This is a genomic window from Neisseria sp. P0021.S005, assembly GCF_051956955.1.
In genome coordinates, this window is record NZ_JBQCWY010000730.1 from 1 (window position 1) to 1,486 (window position 1,486).

The following is a 1,486-nucleotide window of genomic DNA, read 5'->3' on the forward strand; positions in this document are numbered from 1 at the left end:
AATCAGCAATACAATGATTTTATTTTTATTCATAACAATCTCAAAAAAAATGCCCGATTCTGCATCGGGCATATCAACTATTTAGAAAGGATATTTATCACGAAAACGTGAGCCGCTATTATACACGCTTCGTAAAATTTTAAGGGAAATTTACGCCGAAGGCCGTCTGAAGCTTTTCAGACAGCCCAGATACTCAACGGCGGTATTTCATTTCGGTCTTCATATCGTCCAAAATACGTTTGACGTTGTGTTCCAACACATCTTCCACCAAGCCCGGAGCCTGCTCGTTCAGCATTTGCTGCAACTGGTAAGTGAACAAGGCCATTTGTTTTTGCACGGCAATCCGAATCATGCCATTGACCGCATCGGCCACATGGGGGCGTAAACGCTTAATCAGACGCTCGGTCAAATCTTTTTCAGAAACGCAGAATACCTCCCGACGGCCAATCGCTTGCGGGTTCAATACATTGATATGGACATTAATGGCCGGTTCTTTTTCAAGGCCGTCTGAAACCGCCTCTTCAGCCACTTCCGCATCATCATTTTCCGGTTTTTCAGTTTCTTCCACTTCAGGCGCATCAAAATCTACGGCACCTGATTTCGGATTCAGTCTGACGGTGCGCGTTGATTCGATATGACGCTCTGAAGCCGCAGCCTGCAATGCCGATTGCGCGCTCAACCAGTTATCCTGCAAAACCACCATTGCATCGGTTTCCACTGCCTCGCCCTCGTCGGCAAGGGCAGTATTGTGTTCCAACTGCCAGCGGTACAAATACTCTTCCAATACTTTTTCACGATTGTCAGCATCCAGTTTATATTCTTTTTTAGGCGCGGTTTTGGGCGCAACATCGACAGCGTCGTCCGATTTTTTGACCAATGGCGCATGAGTCGGCTCAGTATTGAATTGTCGTGCCTGACGCAATCTTTCCAGGCGTTTTTCCCAATTCAGGTCTTCTTCCTCGAGGGCTGTGGGGTCAAGACGGTTGTTTTCCATAATCTCGTTTTTTCATTTTTATTGTGAACCGTATTTCAAACCTAAAATTACTTGAAATACGGCCAATGGTTGGACATATCCGGCAAGCCGGCGCAAGCGTCACATTTTAATATTAATTCGCTATATAATCACTATTTTATTTAACTCAAGGATACATCATGAGCAGCATCGAACAACGCCTCGAATATCTGGAAGAGGCCAACGACGCTTTGCGTATGCAAAACCACGTCCTCGCCACCGCACTCAAAGGCCTCATCCGCTCCCTGCCCTCCGACATGGCCAACGATGCCGTAGAATCCATCCAGCTTGCCTTTGAAGACGCGTTGGCGGAATTGAGCTATGAAGACAGTCCGCACACCGACCTCTTCCATGACGTAACCTACGCATTTTTCCGAGAAAAAGACCACTGATTTCGGCTAGTTTGTTCACAAAATTATGCTAAACTAAGATTTTATCCGTTAACATTTTATTAAGAAAGCACATATCATGAAC

2 protein-coding genes are annotated in these 1,486 nt (G+C 45.6%); one reads left to right on the forward strand and one right to left on the reverse strand.

The window, feature by feature from the left end; translation table 11 throughout:
* Positions 1 to 193: 193 nt before the first annotated feature.
* Positions 194 to 994: a hypothetical protein gene (locus ACTHUE_RS18755; RefSeq protein WP_070461636.1), complete on the reverse strand. Its 801-nt coding sequence runs from the start codon at positions 992 to 994 to the stop codon at positions 194 to 196.
* Between the two features lie 158 nt (positions 995 to 1,152).
* Between ACTHUE_RS18755 and ACTHUE_RS18760 the strand changes: the two genes are divergently transcribed.
* Positions 1,153 to 1,404, forward strand: a complete 252-nt coding sequence (locus ACTHUE_RS18760) for an NGO1151 family protein (RefSeq protein ID WP_003680526.1) — start codon at positions 1,153 to 1,155, stop codon at positions 1,402 to 1,404.
* Positions 1,405 to 1,486: the final 82 nt, after the last annotated feature.